This is a genomic window from Halonotius aquaticus, from assembly GCF_003605575.1.
Lineage (GTDB): Archaea > Halobacteriota > Halobacteria > Halobacteriales > Haloferacaceae > Halonotius > Halonotius aquaticus.
On record NZ_QKNY01000018.1, the window covers coordinates 140,651 to 157,430 of the forward strand.

Below are 16,780 nucleotides of genomic sequence, written 5' to 3' on the forward strand. Positions count from 1 at the left end.
TGAACACCCAGACGGCATGTGGAACACAAACTCTGATACCGTAGGATGAATTTGCCACGAAGTGAGTGCGACAAAACAATGCACTGTTCTATTTTACAACGAACGTATATGCACCACGATGACCAATCTACCCCGTAATCAGCTCTTGCGTACGCTTTTCCTGTTTCTGGGCCTCTGCCTGTTCGCTCTCGTTGGATTCCTCTATACGCCGACAGAGTTCTTTCCTCTGACACAGTTAGGTGATCGGTATTGGCTCTTTCTTACCGTCGGGCTGGCGGTATTCTATCTCGTACGGCCGTTCCTCCTATGGCCACTCAGTATATTTTCTGTTTTCATCGGCTATGCCTTTGGGTTCCCAGACGGGATTCCGTTAGTGTTGCTTGGAACGCTCCTCACGTGCTTTCCCCCGTATCTCATCGCTGCTCGGTTCGACGGCAAATTCGGGTATTTCAACCGATTTGTAGAACACGGGACAACATTCGTCGAGACAACGGGCGAACTTCGTGGAATGGTCGCGGTACGACTCTCACCCGCACCCGCAGACGCCGTCTCGTATGGTGCCGGACTCGCAGGAGTCTCGGTACAGGCGTTCGCTGCTGGGACACTCATCGGTGAACTACCGTGGGCGATATTCTATGTGCTCCTTGGGCGTTCGCTTCGGACGTTTTCAGCTGGTGCGATTCAACAAACGGATATTCGACTCATTCTACTTACTGCAGCAGTGTCAGTTCTCCTCATCGCCCGTCCGCTGTACGAATTCGTCCGTGGACACGGAGGCCAAGACGATGAAACATCTGGCGATCATTCACGATGAATCGATATCTTCGCGATCCCGAACATACCGATAGCTGACGAATACTACAGTACCGAGCACAGCCCCATACCAGAGGGTGCCCACTCGGATTACCAGCGTTGAACTGACAGCAATCGCCCGCGAGTAATTGAGGACGACGAGCATTCCGACCATACTGGCCTCAGAAGCACCCAAACCACCGGGTAACAGACTCGCAGCACCAACCACGGAGCCAAGCCCGAACACGAATAGTGCCACCAGCACCGACGCGTCCGCGACGAACCCTTCCAACACGATCCAGAGTGCGAGCCCTTCGAGACCCCACGCGACGAGACTGATCACGAGTGCCACCCCCAACGGTTTCGGTTGGAAGAGACTGTATGTGCTCTCGTAGAACTCTCGGATTTCATCGGCATAAGAACCCACAACTGGTACTGTTTCCAAGAGTACCAAAATTCGAAGACAGATGGTTCGCCATTGGAGGAGCGCAACCCCGACGAGAAAGACCACAGTGACGCCGATCAACGTCGTGGACGATTGTCGGTACACCACGACTCCGAGGAACGCAAACGCTGCTAACGCCAAGAGGTCGGTCACGCGTTCTGCACCGACAACCGGTGCCGTCTGATTCACAGGGACATCCTGCTCGTCACGGAGAAACCACGCCTTCCAGACTTCGCCTGCTTTCCCCGGCGTGATCACCATCATCAATCCACTCACGAATACCAAGAGACTGGTTCGAACTGGGACATCGATCCCGAGTTCACGAAGGTAATATTCCCACTTCAGAAAGCGGATGCCGTAACTCACGGTCACGAGAGCAAATACGGCACCGATCCGCCACAGCTCAAGTGAGTCAAGCGCGTCAACGACTGCGGGGGCATCTCCAAACAAAAAGAGCCCGAAAAAGACAGCGACTGTCAACAGTGCTGTTACCCAGAGCCCATGCTTCCGCACAGCGTTCTGAATCCGATATAGATAGCCACTCATATGTTCAAGCAAGTTAGCGCATCGTTGAGTTTGGTTGCAATATGGCCGGAAAGATAGCCTCCTCGACCACCAGTCTCTGTTAAGTCTTCCCGAATCGCATCAAGGACCGGCCCATCACATTTCGTGTAAGCCCGTCCTACTTCCATCGGAAAGTGGGCATCACTTCCGCCCGTGAGAGAGAGGTCATGTTGCTCTGCGAACGAGCGTGCATTCCGATTGTAATGGGGAACGATACAGCGTGAGTTTAGTACTTCGACGCCGTCGATGTGGGCCGCAATCTCGTCTAACTCGTCGGTGTAGTATTCCCGGAATTTGTCAAACGGGTGCGACAGGATAGCAAGCCCCTCCTGCTCGTGAATCGCGTGAATGACCGTTAACGGATCGGCCTGTGGCGGTACCTCGGTCACATCGAGAGCGAGCAAATGTCCCTGTGTCGTCGTTACCTCAACGCCGGGAATCACGGTCAGACTCTCCGGTGCGAGTGCGTTTACCGCATCGTACCCTTCAAGCGTGTCGTGATTCGTGATCGCAAGCCCGTCCAGCTCAGCGTCAACCGCCGCCTCAACGATATCCTCGGGGCTGGCTCGCGAACAGGGGGACGCGTCAGTATGTACCTGCAAATCATACCGATTCATCGAAGCACCTCAACTGCGAGTTCGGGGACATTATAGAGGACAGCAATAGCGACGAGGCCCCAGAGGACAAGGTTCACGATCGAAGGACGGTCTGTGAGGAGGTATTCCGGTTGTCCAGCGACCGCATCAATCGTTAGATATCGAACGCCAGCTGAGAAAGTCGCTAACTAGGCAGTGCCAATTGAGCCGATCGATCAGGAACTTGTCTTGGAAAACCAACTACCGAGCAAACAGAGAGACCGAGATCCGGTGACTGAGTTGCTCGAAGAGCTGATAGGTTGTAGTTCACTTGCCGAAGCCGAGGCAAAGAACTTACCAACAGCGATAAGCAAACGTATTTAAGTAACACTCGATATCGTAATAAAACCCATGTTCTTAATGCAACCTCTTCAGAATTAATTCTATGGAGGAGTCAGAGCCAGTCATCATTGACTTGGGCGCCGGTACAGATCCCGATCCACGAGCTACAATAACGGCAGATATTGCCCAACTTCCCGGTCTAAATATCCAATTCGATCTTGATTCTCAGCCGTGGCCGATCAAGAACGGAACCATTGATGGCATCATTGCGAGACATGTGTTCGAGCATCTTGTCGATGTCGAAGGCGCGCTAGAAGAAGCTTCAAGAATATTGAAACCAGGGGGATGGTTGGAATTTGATGTTCCTCTTGGACGTCCGAACAAGACGGATCCGACGCATAAGAACACATGGACATGGACGACGCCGGAATTTTTCGCAAGCGGTGGGACACGTAACTATTACTATGATCTTCCTTTCGCACTTGAAGACCGCTCTATGACGGTCTGGTTCGAAGGCCCATTATCGAAACTATCACCACTGTATCGAACGTTCGTTGATGTATACGGGCCTGGAGATTGGGTATCCGGTACCCCATATATGGCCGGTACTCTGACTGTCCGATTTCGGAGAGACTAGTCATGAGAATCTGTCTGATCGGGACGCTTCCAGAAGCAGATCGCGAGGCACACAAAGGGCCTGAGCGAACCACGATTGGATTAGCTGAGTCACTCTCTAACCGGGGTCACGAAATTGTGGTTGTCTCGGATGAAGGCGAGAGTGCAACCGTTGATGTTCCGGCGCGGATTATCGGTGAAAATCTATCTCCGGGTGTAGACCGTCTCGTTCGGTTCTATCTCAGAGTTCGTCGAGAGATCGATTATAATTCGTTTGATATTATCCATGCATGGCGGCCAGTTCCTGATGCGGATGTCTTCTCGATTCACTCCGTGGATGCCGCAAACTCTGTAGAGGAACACCGTCCAGGTAGCTTTTCTTTACGTTTCAGGGCCGGAGCGAAGCTTGAGCTATTAGGAAAAAGATTTGCAGCTTCCCGAGCTGCACGTACCGTTGTGACTGCCGTCCAGAACGTTATTGACGCGACGAATCATGGTATCGAACCAAATCGTGTAATTCCGGTCGGTGTGAATAAATCATTCATCCAGCAGAACGAGGTGATTGACAACGAGATAGAGATTCTCTGCGTAGGTCGTATTGAACCGAGGAAGAATCAAGCGTTTCCGGCTGCACATACCCCAAAGAGATACTCCCTTCGACTCGTTGGCCCGTGTTCAACTGATTATATATCGGAGGTAGAACAATTTGAAACCCGTTGGGAAGGAAAACTTTCCTCCGAAGAACTGATGAGTGCCTATCGGGAGGCGGACGTATTTGTACTTCCGAGTATTTTTGAAGGTTTCGGCCTGACTGCGGTCGAAGCGATGGCTGCCGGCACTCCTATTGTGGTTGCTGATACGTGTGGCGTGGCAGAACACGTATACGACGAACCCATTGGTGGTGTATATAAATTCGGTGATATCGAATCCTATCAGCGTCAACTCGAACGCATCGTCAACAACCGAGTAGAGTATGGACAGAACGCACAGAGATACGTCAAGGAGAATCTAACTTGGGACACCATCGCCGCTCAGTACGAACGAGAATATGAGAGGGTTTAGTATCATTGGCTACCTAGAGAGTATTCGGTGACTCTTGACCGATGACGAATCCGATCTACTCTATTGCTGTCTGCAACTTCAATATGGCAGACACACTTGAGCCCTCACTCCGGAGTATGGTGAACCAAATTCCTGAAGACGACTATGAAGTGGTAGTTGTCGATGGAGGCTCTACGGACGGTAGCCGTGACATCCTCCGCTCACTGGAGGCCGAATACCCTAATCTTCGCGCCATTCTCGACCGCGCCGACGAATGCAATCATCTTGGCGGTGACCGGAATATTTCCTTCGAAGAAGCTCGCGGTGAATATGTGCTTGAATCAATGGACACCGACGATTGCTATTTTGAGGGTATCGTCAGGGACTTCGTCTCTATTTATCATCAGATCGAATCGGTCGTCGACTACCCGTACTTCCTATCCGGGACTGGCATCAACATGGCACCTCGCAAACTCCTGCTTGACGTGCCGTACTACGATCTTGGAGGGGCCGAAGATCGTGATCTGTACAGACGCCTATTCGTCCGTGACACACCCTTATGGATCGATCATGGTCCCATCTCCGAGGAGATCGGATATCACATGAACTGGCGGGACGAACTCCGGCGTGATATACATGGAAAGATCTGTGATTTCCAGTCAGGCATCACACTCGCGTCCGCGCTCCGCTGGTCGCTCTCCCACGAGCGACACTGGATTCTCGAACGCAACCGTGGTTTTATTTTAAATACACTCAAGAAACCGTATGATCTTTTCACACACTGCTACGCCTATTGGAAGGCCAACGGTCGGGAACACCATGACGCACCACCCAGTTTTGAACGAAAAGGAACGCTAGAACAGAAGATTGCTGAGGTGAAAAAAACGCTCCCCGACCTCGAATCGGCATACGGGTTCGAAGTCGACCGCGAATCGTTCAGCGAGGCAGGATACGAGGCGTTCGTGGAATACGCAGAACCGTAGCCGTGCCACCAACGATCAGTCGAGATGGCCGAGTTCTTCCAACCGCTGTCGTGCCTCGTCGGTGACATCGTCGGGGACACCGCCGTCGCCGTCTTCAAGGAGTCGGTTGGGAATCTTCGACCGATACGCACGGCGTTTTTCCGGGTTATCGGCGGAGAGATCGGTTCGTTCGGCGGGATCGGCTGCGAGATCGTACAGCTCCGCGTCGTCCCCGATATTGATATATTTCCAGCCGTCAGCCCGAACGGCGACAACTGGAACATCAGCAGCGAACGAGCCACGCGTGATCGGTTCGCGGGGAGCTGACTCCCTGAGATCCGTTCCGAGGAACGCTTCCGGTGGGTCGACATCGTGTAAGCGACAAACTGTCGGTGCGATATCGACTAACTCACGGGTCTCGTCGACCTCCAGCGGAAGGTTCGATGTTCCCTCGGACGTTTTCATGAACATCGGCACCCGAATCAGCTCCTCATACGGATGGTTCCGGTGGAAGTAGAGGCCGTGCTCGCCGAACTCCTCGCCGTGGTCCGCCGTGAGAACCACCGACGTGTCCTCCCACAGTCCATCGTCGGCCAGCCCGTCGAACAACCGCGAGACGTGTTCGGAAGTGTACCGGATCGCCGAGTCGTAGAGGTCGACCAGCAGCGATCGCTGGTCGTCGTCGATCGTCTCCGGGTCGACGCCCGCATTCGCCATCAGATCGAGGATTTCGGATCGGTCGAGATCAGGGCCGTAGGCCGGAGAATCGGCGTTGATCGCGTACGGTCGGTGGGGGTCCATGTAGTGAACCCATAGGCAGAACGGCTCCTCCGCCTCCCGGATGAATTCGAGTGCCCGATCAGTCGTGGTTTCGGCACTCTCGAAAACGGCGACCTCGTGGATGAGCGAGGCCGGGACGACAGCCTCCTGAACCGTACGGGCGAGATCGAACACACCGAGTCGTTGTAGGGCTGGACGAACCGTATCGAACAGCCCGCGGGCGAGTTTGTTGGTCGTCGGGACGGCTTCGTCGTGGCTTGCCTGACCGACAAAATCCTCGTAGACATCCATCCCGTGGACATCGTCGAACTTCGACGCGAAAAACGTGTTTGAGTGGATCGCCCCGGTTCGAACATCGTCTGGCAATGCCGATCCGATCGTCGGGCCGGAACGGACGGCACTGTTGCCATCGTATCGGGAGGTGAGCATGGACGGCACGAGATGCCAGTGTACGTGCCGTTGACGATCGTTTGGTCGAACTTGACACCACCGGCCTCAAGCAGCCGGTTGGCAACCGGGAGTGTGTCCCGCTCGTAGCCATACTGCGAGAGGTGGTCACGGCGAACCGCATCGAGCGTGACAATAAGCGTGTTCACGAAAGGCGGAACGAAGAGTAGGGTAAAGTAATGAACAGTTATCGGATCGAGTGGACAGACCACTCAATTTAATATGGCGCCATTGAAAGCTGAGATCAATGCGTAATGTCGTGTTGGTCTGTCTCGACGCGATCCGGAAAGACTTCTTCGACGAGTACGCGGGACGACTGCGCGACCGGGCGGGCATCGAGTACGTACAGGCCAGAGCGGTCAGCGGCTGGAGCGTCCCGAGCCACGCCTCGATGCTCACCGGGACATTACCGCACGAACACGAGATTCACACGTTCGACCGTGACTTCTCAGGACTGAAACGAGAGGAGACGTTTCTCGGCGACCTCCCTGACCACGAGGCACTCGGTGCGAGTGCGAACGTATATGCGAGCGACGCGTTCGGATTCGACGGGTTGTTCGACGCCTACCGGAGCGTCTCGCCGGATCGACGGTTCCCGGAAGGGTTGGACGCCGAACGCTGGGGGCAAAAGGCCGACGAGACCGGCCTCGCACGATACCTCGCGTTTCTCCGGTCGGCACTCAGCCACGAACACCCACTCTCGAGTATCGCCAACGGTGTGCTCGTCGAGATCGACGACAGGCTCGCGGATGCCCCCTTCGAGAAACCGTTGGACGACGGCGCAAACATCGTCGCCCGTGAAGCGAGACGACTCGTTTCAGCGGCCCCCGAACCGTTCGTCCTCTTTACCAATTTCATGGACGTTCACGGACCGTTGACACCCGTTCGGGCCTACGACAGCAGTCTGTACGACGCCTCGCCGTCGTGGTCCTCGCGGGCTTTCGACGGCCGAGCCGTCGAGCACGGCGAGATTGACGAGATCCGGGACGATATCGAACACCACCGGGATCTGTATGCCGCCGCGACCGACTACCTCGACCAGGTCGTCAACGACCTCGTCGACTGGCTCCACTCGAAGACCGACGAAGAGACGACAGTGGTCGTCACCGCCGACCACGGCGAGAATCTCGGCTACGAGGCCGACCGCCGGCTGTTCGCCCACCGGAGCGGGCTCACGGAGGGACTGTTACACGTCCCACTGCTCGTGTTGAATCCACCCGAAGGAGTGGATCAGATCGTCGACGACTACGTCTCGCAGCTCCGTCTCGGCGAACTCCTGACGGGGCTGGCTACCGGAACCGTTCTGGACGTGACCGACGACGTGATCCCGGCCGAACGGATCGGGTTCAACATCCCGGTGAACCCGAACGCGACGCCGCTCCGTGACGAGGATCGTGCGATACGGGTCGCCTACGAGGGCACCGCGAAATACCAGTGGGATTCCCTCGGCAACCGGTATCGGTACCGGCTGGATCGGGACCGACCCTCGTGGCAGCAGCTTGAGGCGGAGGACGTAGACGTCTCCGACTACGAGTCGACGCTGTTCGGGGTTCCGATAGAGGAGTACAGACAGCGGGTCGAAACGTCGTCGGCGGATCGAACTGCCAGCGTCGACGACGCCGTCGAACAGCGACTCACGGACCTCGGCTACCGCTGAACGACCCGAAAACAGTCTCGAAGAGTACTTACTAATCGACCGGACAACCATAGCCAATGAGGAATATTGTTTTGCTGTGTCTCGACACGGTTCGCAAGGATTTCTTCGACGAGTACGCGCCACGACTCGTCGACCGAGCGGATATCGTCTACGACGGCTGCCGGGCGGCGAGTTCGTGGAGTGCCCCGAGTCACGCCTCTATGTTTACCGGACAGCTCCCCAGCGAACACGGGATCCACGCCTACCAGCGGAACTTTTCGGTCATCGATCGGGAAGACACGTTCCTCGGTGAACTCCCGGAATATCAGGCACTCGGTGCGAGTTCGAATGTGTGGGCGGGGTCGTCGTTCGGGTTCGACAGGCTGTTCGATAGCTTCTCCGATGTTTCTCCCGATCAACGGTTCCCGGAGGGAATCGATGTCGCCCGGTTCGGTCAGGAGACGGAAGTAACTGGACTCTCTCGGCAGGTGGCGTTCCTTCGGAGTGCGTTGGCACACGACTACCCACTGAAGAGCCTCGCAAACGGCGCAGCAGTCCAACTCGACCGGATATTCCAACGGCTTCCCCTCCCGAAACCGTTCGATGACGGTGCCTCGCTGCTCGAACGGGAGCTTGGGACGCAGATCGAATCTTCGAATGAGCCGTTCTTCGGCTTCGTGAACTTCATGGACGCCCACGGACCGGTTCACCACGCTCGCGGCTACGACCGATCGCTCCACGACGCCCCGCTGTCGTGGACGGCTCGGACTGTCGACCTCGAAGGGCGGATTCGGGCAGGCGACGAAGAGACGCTGGGCTGGTACCGGGATCTGTATGGCACATCGATCGATTATCTCGACCGTCGCATCATCGACTTCGTCGACCGGATACAGGCGGCCACCGACCGCGAGACGACCGTCGTCGTCACCGCGGATCACGGAAACGACCTCGCGTTGACCGACGAACAACACTGGGGCCACAACGGGACCCGGCTTACAGAAGCGTTGCTGCACGTCCCGCTGGTCGTTCTCAACGCACCGGGCGACCACGAGGAGCAACAGACCGACCTCGTCTCACATCTCGAACTGCCGGAGCTACTGGTCGGACTGGCGAACGGAGAGCGTCCGGATATCACCGGCACCGACGTTCGCGCCGAGCGGATCGGGAACAGTGGCTCGATGGAACAGCTCGAAGCCGGGGAGATGCCGCCGGAGGACAACATGGTCACACGGGCACTGTACGGAGACGGCGTGAAACACGTCTGGGACCACCACGGCAACGGGGCAACCTACCGACTCAATCCCGACCGGCCCTGTTGGGAACAGACGGGGGCGGGTGAGTTCGATATCGACGAGCTCGATGCCGCCTTCGAGACGGATATCGAGACGGTCGCACAGGCGAGCCGGTCGGTAGATTCGCTTGAACTCGACGACGGCACCGCAGACCGACTGCGGGAGCTAGGATACCTGTGATTAATACACAAACCCCTCAAACGGTAGTTACCGGCGAACAGTCTCCATCTCACAGTCTATGGATAAACTGTAGCGTCGGCAGACACAGCCGCCGACAGAATATCAGCATCCACAGCGCACTACCAGCCGACGGATCTCGTTCCCATCATCAGTCTAAGGAGGGTATGTGATGGTCGGACGAGATACCACAAACATATCGATCGGCCGAGAAGCGTTCCTCAATGTCGGCGCAAAATTCATCCAAGCCGTACTCGGGTTCGCGGGGGTTATCGTCCTCACTCGGTCACTGGGGAGCGACGGCCTCGGACGCTACCGGACGGTTCTCGCGGCAGGATTCTTCATACTGTCGCTCTCCGAGAGTATCGCAGATGTCATCAGAAAACGGATTGCAGAAGTCGACACTAACCCCGAAAAATATCTGACGTTCGGACTGCTAATTCACGGAGGAGTAACAGCTGTTACCGTCGTGGGGTTATTCGTGGCACATTCGATAGCCGTCCCGTACTTCGGATCGATTCCACTGACAGCCGGCGTCGCCATCGTCGTCGCATCGCTCGGATTCTTTACTATTATGAACTCTTATCAGGCAGGTATCGGCTACCCGGCGAGAGGAACGTGGTTTGATAGTCTTCGATCAGCCTTAACGCTCGGCGCACAGGTCGCGGTGCTGGTGGCAGGATTTCAGGCGTTCGGTGTCATCATCGGGTTCGGTATCGCTACTGTCGTCACAGGAGTGTTCGTCTGGCTCTCAGTTCGTCCCTCTGTAAAGATTCCGACAAGGCAAACAGTCGACCGGACGTTTGAGTATGCTCGCTACTCGGTGCCTTCTTCATTTCTGGGACGGTTCTATCAATCCGCGGATCCGCTTTTGATCCGTTCGTTTGCCGGGGCCAGTGCTGTCGGCTACTATACGCTTGCCTCACAACTCGCACAGCCGGGAGCCCTGTTCGCAAGCACAATCAGCAGTGTGCTCTCGGTCAAATCGAGCGGTGTCGACTCAGTGGGCGGAGATGTTCGGCGGGATCTCATCAACTCGGCCACGTATTCCGGGCTGATTTCGGTTCCGGTTCTGTTCGGCGCGTTTGCGATCTCGGATGCCATCATGCAGTCGGGGCTCTTTGGATCGACCTTCGGGAACGCTCCCGGAGCCGTTCTCGTCGGGATCGCACTAATGCAGGTGTTGACCGCATATCAAAAACCATTCAGTTCGGCTATCGGCGGTGTCGACCGCCCAGACATCATCTTTCGGGTAAGTCTACTCGTTACAGGTATCTATGTGCCAGCAGCAGTCGGTCTCGGGCAGTTCTACGGTCTGCTTGGCGTCGTCGCAGGAACCGTGATTGCAGAGACAGTTCGCCTCGTTGTGTACCAGTATATGGCCGTTAAACTGTTCGATGGGGCCGTGTTCCCGAAACCAGTCGGACACCAGTTGTTCGCTGCTGGCGTGATGTTCGGCGTCGTCGAAGGGCTCTCGCGGGTGACGAACCCCGACCGACTCACAGTGCTCGGCCTGCTCATCGGTATCGGGGTGGGTGTGTACTTCTCCTCACTACTGCTCGTCAGTCAACACTTCCGTGCAACGATCAGCCGGACACTCGATGAGTTCCAGTGAGTCGACCGCCTCACGACTGAACGTCCGCATTAGTCGGCCGACTCGACCGCGTTTTGGTAGATGAATTCGAGATCGTCGACCGCCTGATCCCACGTCGGCAGTGGCTCGTTCGGCGCGCTCAATGGCTGGGCACGACCGACAGCGTCAGCCAGCGACGCAGGGTCGGCACTAACGCAGTCGTCCCGCCGGGCCCAGTCACGGAGCCCTTTCGAGGGCCGAACGACGGCCGGTGTCCCAGCGGCCAGCGCCTCGCCGACGGTGATCCCTGCGGCTTCGACCGACGACATCGAGACGAACACGTTGGCGCTGGCGTACTGTTGTGCGAGCTCCGAATCGGGAACGTAGCCGAGGAACTCCACGCGGTCGTCGACGCCTTCCGCACGGGCACAGGCTTCGAGAGCATCGCGATACGGCCCGTCGCCAGCCACACGAAGCCGATACTCGGGGAGGTCGATCAGTGCTCGAATTACGTGTTGGACGCCTTTGTACTCGACTAGCCGACCGACCGTCAGGAGAGTCGGATCAGTGTTGTCGACTGGGGTCACCGACTGGAACCGGTCGACATCGATCCCATTGGGGATAACCGTCGACCCGACATCGAAGTCCGCTGCCAACTGATCCCGTTCCCACGTCGAGACGGCGACGACTGCAGCAGCCTTTCCGAAGACAACCCGACCGACAGGCCGATAGAGCGACAACAGTCTGTCACGGAGCGAATCAGCCGAACCACCATGGTAGTGAGGGGTACAGACGACCGGTACGCGGCTCCCGAGAGTGCCGAGCGCGAACGGAAACGAGTGGTAGTTGTGTGCGTGGACGATATCGAACTCGCTGCGTCGAACCAGCGGGGCGATTCCGACGGCGAGATGGAAGGCGTCGGTCGGGCCGACCGGTGTGAACCGCCTGACAAAGACGCCGTCACGAACGGTCGTCTCCGCGAGTCCGGAGGCGGCGTCGGAAGCGATCACGGTGACGGTGTGGCCGCGGTCGACCAGCCGGGTTGCGAGCTGTTCGACGTGAGTTTCGACACCGCCGGTGTGTGGACAATACTGTGAGGTAACAAAGCCGATGTGCATACTCAGAGTCCCTCCCGCATCGCGTCATCGATCTCCCATGCCACGTCGACGTCCCCCCACACCAATCGCAGGCTGGCGATGAGCAACGAGAGGTAGGCGTCGACAACCGCATGCAGCGGCTGCAGTGGACCGAGTAGTTCCTTCGATCCGGCGATCAAAAACAGCCCCCCGAGAAGGGGAACCAGCAGTCCAGCCGGCCCGGCAGCGACCAGCCCGAACAGCGTGCCGACAGCGGCAGTCGCTGCCACCATCCACGGGCCGACGATCATCAGGCCCCAGTTGAGTGGGAGCACGAGCCAGCCGTATCGACCGTAGTTCCCCAGCGCGTCACGGTGTCGAAGGAGTTGCTGGAGGAGGCCGACCGCACGCCGGTCCTTCCGCGTGCGCCGCCCGGAGAGCGAGGAGCTACCGCACTCGGCGAACTCGATCGCCGGATCCATCACGATGCGACCGCCGTTCCGACGCAACTGGACGGCAATCGCCGTGTCGTCGGCGATGGTGTCGACCGAGAGGGGTTCGAACTCGGCCCGACGAAACGCGAAACACGGGCCGTGAACGAGAAACGTCGAATCGAGACGAGTCTCGAACGACTGGAGCATCGCAAGCAGGTCTCGGTAATCCGACTCAACGATCGAGCCGCCGATAACGTCGGTCTGCCGACCAGTAACACCCGAGACTGACGGGTCAGCTAACACGGCGACTGCCTTGGGGATCGCATCGGGTGCGAGCCGTGCATCCGCGTCCGTACGGAAAATAACCTCTCCGGACGAAGCGGGTATCGCCTCGTTGAGGGCAGCGGCGACGCCACCCCGGTCACCGGTGTCGACCACACGCAACGTCGCAGCCGTCTCCCTTCGATGGAAAAACGCTCTCGCTCGGACAGCGGTGTCATCCGTACTGTCATCAGCAAGGACGATCTCCAGTTGTGCCGCCGGATACGTCGTCTCCAACAGGTTTGTGAGCCGGTCTTCGATAATGGCTGCCTCGTTGTACGTCGGGATAACTAAACTGACCGTCGGGATCCACGTCTCGTCGCGGGCGACAGCCGGGCGGTTGTTCGAGAGCCGAGAGAGACACAGCAGCAGGAGCAGAACGGGGACGACAATAACAACAGACAGACAGAGCCACGCACCTGTTGTCAATTCTGTTCGCAGTGCCACAGGAAAGATAGTATGTGGAAATATAAATCTCTGCTGATATCTGGTATGAGACGATCCGAGCGGCGGGAATCTCGGTATCCGGCCTGTGTTGTCAGTCGAGGAGATCACCTTCGACGATGTCGCCTTCAGCTACAACAACGACGAGCAGGTGCTCGATGGCATCTCCTTCGACGTTGCTCGCGGCGGGTTTGTCGCCTTCGTCGGCTAATCCGGGGCGGGCAAATCGACGATCGTCTCGCTACTGGCTCGCTTCTACGAGCCCGATGCCAGCAAGATTCTCGCCGACGGCACGCCGATCAGGACGTTCGATCTCCAGGGGTGGCGTGAGCAGATCGCGGTTGTCCGCCGATGACTGTTCATCTTCGATGATACACTTGAAGGAAATCCGACAGTAGGCAACCGTGAAGCGACCCGAAAAGAGGTCGAACGGGTCTGTGAGATCGCCATGGTCGATGAGCTCCCAAACGGCTATAACTCACAGCTCGGCGACGATGGCGTCCGGCTCTCTGGCGGTCAACGCCAGCGGATCGCCGTCGCTCGCGCGCTGCTGACCGACGCTGACTTTCTCGTCCTCGATGAGGCGACCAGCGATCTCGATTCGGGTATCGAAGCCAACCTCCAAGCGTCGATCGAATCGATGGATCGAGAGGTTGGGATCATCGCCATCGCCCACCGGTTGTCGACGATCCAGAACGCTGATCGAACTATACCCTTGAGAACGGCCAGATTGTCGAATCCGGGACACACAGCGAGTTGATCGAGGCGTCGGGAACGTACGCCGCACTAATTGACATGCAGTCGAGACGCTGATCCTCTCAGCAGGAGGTATTTCACCTAACGCAGAATCAACATAGTCATTAATCGCGGTGGTAAGATGCGAGTATGCAGAACCAACGCGTTCTCGTCACTGGTGGCGCGGGCTTTATTGGCTCGAATCTCGCCAACCATCTTGCTGCGGACAACGAAGTAATCGCTGTCGACGATACCTATCTCGGGACACCGGAAAATCTCGACGACACTGTCGAGTTCGTCGAAGCCTCGGTGCTCGATGACGACTTGCCGGCCGATGTCGATGTGCTGTTCCATCTCGCCGCGCTTTCCTCGCGGAACATGCACGAGGAAAACCCACAACGCGGCTGCCGTGTCAATATTGAGGGCTTCGTCAATACCGTCGAACAGGTCAAAGAGTACGGCTGTGAGACCGTTGTTTACGCCTCAACATCCTCGATCTACGGGAGTCGAACTGAACCCTCGCCGGAAAGTATGGCTGTCGAATCCCAGACTGCCTACGAGGCCTCAAAGCTCGCCCGCGAACGCTACGCCGAGTACTACGCCCACCATCACGACATGAACATGGCCGGGCTGCGTTTCTTCTCTGTGTATCAGGGGTTCGGCGGCAACGAGGAACACAAAGGCGAGTACGCCAACACGGTCGCGCAGTTCGCCGACGCCATCGCCAACGGCGAGGCTCCGGAGCTGTTCGGCGACGGCAGCCAAACGCGGGATTTCACCCACGTCAAGGATGTCGCCCGCGCCTGCGAACTCGCCGCCGACCACGAACTGACGGGCGTCTATAACGTCGGTACCGAGGAAGCCTACACATTCAACGAGATGGTCGAGATGATCAATGACGCGCTTGGTACCGACATCGATCCCGAATACATCGAGTGCCCCTTCGACGGCTACGTTCACGATACAATGGCCGACATCTCGAAGTTCCACGAAGCGACCGGTTGGGAGCCACAGATCAGCTTCGAAGAGGGCGTCGAACGCGTCTGTGAGCCATATCTCGGTGAGAAAGCCTAAGCCGAAAATAGAGAAGATACCGGTTCTATTCGTCGGTGCCAAGAATGACGCGGTGGGTCATCGATTCGGGATCAAGCACCTCGTCGGCTTCTTCCTCGGTCAGATATCCCTCGTCGACAGCGACTTCTTTCACGGTCTTGCCTTCGGCGAGTGCCTGTTTTGCCACCTTGCTAGCCTTGTCGTAGCCGATGGCCGGATTGAGCGCGGTCGCCAGCGCCATGCTCTGCTCGACTTGGTCGGCGCAGTGTTCCTCGTTGGCTTCCAGTTTGGCGACGAACCGCTCGGCGAAGACCTCGGAGCCGTTGGCAATGAGCTCGGCCGACTGCAGGAGGTTGTGGGCCAACACGGGTTTGTAGAGATTCAGATCGATCTGGCCGTCGGCTGCGCCAGCCGAGACGGCGGCGTCGTTGCCGACAACCTGTGTGTGGAGTTGGTTGACTGCTTCGGCGACGACGGGATTGATCTTGCCGGGCATGATCGACGATCCCGGTTGGTTCTCCGGCTGTTCGATCTCGCCGAGGCCGTTGCGCGGCCCGGAGGCCAGCAAGCGGAGGTCGTTGGCGATCTTGTTCAGCGAGCCGGCCACGGTTCGGAGCGCGCCGTGAGCCTCGCTCATCGCGTCGTGGGCAGCTTGGGCTTCGAAGTGGTTGTCAGCCTCGCGGAACGGCAGCCCGGTTTCCTCGGCGATATACTCGGCGGCGCGCTCAGGGAACTCGGGGTGGGTGTTGAGGCCGGTGCCGGTCGCGGTGCCGCCAAGCGCGAGTTCGGCAAGGTGGGGCTGTGCGCTCTCGACGCGGTCGACTCCTTTCTCGATTTGGGTGCGGTAGCCGCCGAACTCCTGGCCGAGTCGAACCGGCGTTGCGTCCTGGAGGTGCGTGCGGCCGGTTTTGACCACGCTATCGAACTCGTCTTCTTTCTCTGCGAGTTCGTCGGCCAGCGTTTCGAGTGCGGGCACAACGTCGTTAGCGAGGGCTTCGAGGCTGGCGACGTGCATCGCCGTCGGGATCACGTCGTTGCTTGATTGGCCGTAGTTGACGTGATCGTTCGGGTGGACAGCGCGGTCGCCGATCTCGTGGCCCATGAGTTCGGCGGCGCGGTTGGCGATGACCTCGTTGGCGTTCATATTCGAGGAGGTGCCCGACCCGGTTTGGAACACGTCGACTGGGAACTGATCGTCGTGGTCGCCGGCGATGACCTCGTCGGCCGCATCGATGATCGCTTGGGCGATTTCGTCGTCGACGAGGTCGAGATCGCGGTTGGCCTGCGCCGAGGCTTTCTTCACGATGCCGAGCGCGCGGACGAACCGGCGGCCGAAGCTGATCCCTGAGATAGGGAAGTTTTCGACGGCGCGTTGGGTCTGGGCACCCCAGTAGGCGTCGGCCGGGACTTGCATCTCACCGAGACTATCGGATTCCGTACGGTAGTCGTCTGACATACCAAAACCAACGGTCGAAT

14 protein-coding genes and 1 pseudogene are annotated in these 16,780 nt (G+C 57.8%); 9 read left to right on the top strand and 6 right to left on the bottom strand.

The genetic code is table 11. The features are described 5' to 3' along the window. Window positions 1-118 precede the first annotated feature (118 nt). A complete protein-coding gene (locus DM826_RS10245) occupies window positions 119-814 on the top strand; it encodes a TVP38/TMEM64 family protein (RefSeq protein ID WP_120103335.1) in 696 nt (231 codons plus the stop codon). Here the strand turns inward: DM826_RS10245 and DM826_RS10250 are convergent. Together DM826_RS10250 and DM826_RS10255 are read right to left on the bottom strand one after the other, a co-directional pair. Continuing rightward, window positions 806-1,783 (bottom strand): lysylphosphatidylglycerol synthase transmembrane domain-containing protein, encoded by a 978-nt coding sequence (locus DM826_RS10250; protein WP_120103336.1) that lies wholly within the window; start codon window positions 1,781-1,783, stop codon window positions 806-808. The genes DM826_RS10245 and DM826_RS10250 overlap by 9 nt on opposite strands. Beyond that, window positions 1,780-2,418, bottom strand: coding sequence for a PHP domain-containing protein (locus DM826_RS10255; protein ID WP_120103337.1), 639 nt, complete (start codon window positions 2,416-2,418; stop codon window positions 1,780-1,782). The genes DM826_RS10250 and DM826_RS10255 overlap by 4 nt, the downstream gene beginning before the upstream one ends. A gap of 403 nt (window positions 2,419-2,821) precedes the next feature. Here DM826_RS10255 and DM826_RS10265 point away from each other — a divergent pair, with 403 nt between their 5' ends. The 3 genes from DM826_RS10265 to DM826_RS10275 are packed head-to-tail and all read left to right on the top strand — an operon-like array spanning window position 2,822 to window position 5,357. Continuing rightward, window positions 2,822-3,355, top strand: a complete 534-nt coding sequence (locus tag DM826_RS10265) for a methyltransferase domain-containing protein (protein ID WP_120103338.1) — start codon at window positions 2,822-2,824, stop codon at window positions 3,353-3,355. Between the two features lie 2 nt (window positions 3,356-3,357). Continuing rightward, entirely contained in the window at window positions 3,358-4,395 is a 1,038-nt protein-coding gene (locus DM826_RS10270) for a glycosyltransferase family 4 protein (RefSeq protein WP_120103339.1), read from the top strand. A gap of 41 nt (window positions 4,396-4,436) precedes the next feature. Next, entirely contained in the window at window positions 4,437-5,357 is a 921-nt protein-coding gene (locus DM826_RS10275) for a glycosyltransferase family 2 protein (protein WP_120103340.1), read from the top strand. Window positions 5,358-5,372: 15 nt separating this feature from the next. Here DM826_RS10275 and DM826_RS10280 read toward each other — a convergent pair whose 3' ends face one another. After that, window positions 5,373-6,545 (bottom strand): sulfatase family protein, encoded by a 1,173-nt coding sequence (locus DM826_RS10280; protein WP_233735773.1) that lies wholly within the window; start codon window positions 6,543-6,545, stop codon window positions 5,373-5,375. 265 nt (window positions 6,546-6,810) lie between these two features. On the opposite strand from DM826_RS10280, the gene DM826_RS10285 reads away from it, so the two are divergent. From DM826_RS10285 to DM826_RS10295, 3 genes are all read left to right on the top strand, one after another. Continuing rightward, entirely contained in the window at window positions 6,811-8,220 is a 1,410-nt protein-coding gene (locus tag DM826_RS10285) for a sulfatase-like hydrolase/transferase (RefSeq protein WP_120103341.1), read from the top strand. 56 nt (window positions 8,221-8,276) lie between these two features. Beyond that, a complete protein-coding gene (locus DM826_RS10290; RefSeq protein ID WP_120103342.1) occupies window positions 8,277-9,671 on the top strand; it encodes a sulfatase-like hydrolase/transferase in 1,395 nt (464 codons plus the stop codon). A 169-nt stretch (window positions 9,672-9,840) separates the two neighbouring features. After that, window positions 9,841-11,283: a lipopolysaccharide biosynthesis protein gene (locus DM826_RS10295; RefSeq protein WP_120103343.1), complete on the top strand. Its 1,443-nt coding sequence runs from the start codon at window positions 9,841-9,843 to the stop codon at window positions 11,281-11,283. 29 nt (window positions 11,284-11,312) lie between these two features. On the opposite strand, the gene DM826_RS10300 is transcribed toward DM826_RS10295, so the two are convergent. Next, a complete protein-coding gene (locus DM826_RS10300) occupies window positions 11,313-12,359 on the bottom strand; it encodes a glycosyltransferase family 4 protein (RefSeq protein WP_120103344.1) in 1,047 nt (348 codons plus the stop codon). Window positions 12,360-12,361: 2 nt separating this feature from the next. Further along, the gene (locus DM826_RS10305) at window positions 12,362-13,519 is read right to left on the bottom strand and encodes a glycosyltransferase (RefSeq protein WP_120103345.1); all 1,158 of its coding nucleotides are present in this window, start codon (window positions 13,517-13,519) and stop codon (window positions 12,362-12,364) included. A gap of 91 nt (window positions 13,520-13,610) precedes the next feature. Between DM826_RS10305 and DM826_RS10310 the strand changes: the two are divergent. Both DM826_RS10310 and DM826_RS10315 read left to right on the top strand, forming a co-directional pair. Beyond that, window positions 13,611-14,329 (top strand): annotated as a pseudogene (locus DM826_RS10310) (ABC transporter ATP-binding protein); the annotation flags it as partial. A 72-nt stretch (window positions 14,330-14,401) separates the two neighbouring features. Then, window positions 14,402-15,325 carry an NAD-dependent epimerase/dehydratase family protein gene (locus tag DM826_RS10315; protein ID WP_120103346.1) on the top strand — a complete coding sequence of 308 codons (924 nt, stop codon included), beginning with the start codon at window positions 14,402-14,404 and terminating at the stop codon, window positions 15,323-15,325. Between the two features lie 25 nt (window positions 15,326-15,350). Here DM826_RS10315 and DM826_RS10320 read toward each other — a convergent pair whose 3' ends face one another. After that, complete coding sequence (locus DM826_RS10320) at window positions 15,351-16,760, bottom strand: class II fumarate hydratase (RefSeq protein WP_120103347.1); 1,410 nt, start codon at window positions 16,758-16,760, stop codon at window positions 15,351-15,353. Window positions 16,761-16,780: the final 20 nt, after the last annotated feature.

Coding starts and splice junctions, on each gene's coding strand:
- DM826_RS10320 (WP_120103347.1), bottom strand. CDS start 16,760: ATGTCAGACGACTACCGTACGGAATCCGATAGTCTCGGTGAGATGCAA.
- DM826_RS10285 (WP_120103341.1), top strand. CDS start 6,811: ATGCGTAATGTCGTGTTGGTCTGTCTCGACGCGATCCGGAAAGACTTC.
- DM826_RS10315 (WP_120103346.1), top strand. CDS start 14,402: ATGCAGAACCAACGCGTTCTCGTCACTGGTGGCGCGGGCTTTATTGGC.
- DM826_RS10250 (WP_120103336.1), bottom strand. CDS start 1,783: ATGAGTGGCTATCTATATCGGATTCAGAACGCTGTGCGGAAGCATGGG.
- DM826_RS10265 (WP_120103338.1), top strand. CDS start 2,822: ATGGAGGAGTCAGAGCCAGTCATCATTGACTTGGGCGCCGGTACAGAT.
- DM826_RS10280 (WP_233735773.1), bottom strand. CDS start 6,545: ATGCTCACCTCCCGATACGATGGCAACAGTGCCGTCCGTTCCGGCCCG.
- DM826_RS10270 (WP_120103339.1), top strand. CDS start 3,358: ATGAGAATCTGTCTGATCGGGACGCTTCCAGAAGCAGATCGCGAGGCA.
- DM826_RS10295 (WP_120103343.1), top strand. CDS start 9,841: ATGGTCGGACGAGATACCACAAACATATCGATCGGCCGAGAAGCGTTC.
- DM826_RS10255 (WP_120103337.1), bottom strand. CDS start 2,418: ATGAATCGGTATGATTTGCAGGTACATACTGACGCGTCCCCCTGTTCG.
- DM826_RS10290 (WP_120103342.1), top strand. CDS start 8,277: ATGAGGAATATTGTTTTGCTGTGTCTCGACACGGTTCGCAAGGATTTC.
- DM826_RS10275 (WP_120103340.1), top strand. CDS start 4,437: ATGACGAATCCGATCTACTCTATTGCTGTCTGCAACTTCAATATGGCA.
- DM826_RS10300 (WP_120103344.1), bottom strand. CDS start 12,359: ATGCACATCGGCTTTGTTACCTCACAGTATTGTCCACACACCGGCGGT.
- DM826_RS10245 (WP_120103335.1), top strand. CDS start 119: ATGACCAATCTACCCCGTAATCAGCTCTTGCGTACGCTTTTCCTGTTT.